The sequence below is a fragment of the Limimaricola sp. G21655-S1 genome, assembly GCF_027213785.1.
Lineage (GTDB): Bacteria > Pseudomonadota > Alphaproteobacteria > Rhodobacterales > Rhodobacteraceae > Limimaricola.
Genome location: NZ_JAPWGO010000132.1, coordinates 1 through 338 on the forward strand (window position 1 = coordinate 1; position 338 = coordinate 338).

Consider the following 338-nt stretch of genomic DNA (forward strand, 5'->3'; position numbering starts at 1 on the left):
ATTTAGCTCTGCCTACTGGAAATTTGTTGGCGAAAAAATGCGAATGGAGGGGGTGTTTTCCAAAGAAGAGGTCGCCTTCATGTCAAAAAACCCATTGAAGCAAGGCGTTGATGCTTTCATAAGACACAAGGCTTTGGAAGTTGGATGGGCTGATAAAGCGATGGGGAACTCCATGCATGATCATGCCGTCAAGGAGATCGTTAACGCCATTGGTGGAAAGGGTAAGTTTGCCGAGGCTTTTAGCAAAGAATATAACCAAGTAGTTGATGGTTCTGTATTTTCGTTTACCAATGGTTTGGCAAGAGAGTTGATTAACAACCCCAATTAAGGGCTGTCTA

General features: G+C 43.5%; 1 protein-coding gene. It reads left to right on the forward strand.

Annotated features, from left to right (window positions below; all coding sequences use genetic code 11):
* Positions 1–328 (forward strand): hypothetical protein (locus tag O4G76_RS20175; protein ID WP_269398928.1); only part of this gene is annotated, 328 nt, incomplete at its 5' end.
* Positions 329–338: the final 10 nt, after the last annotated feature.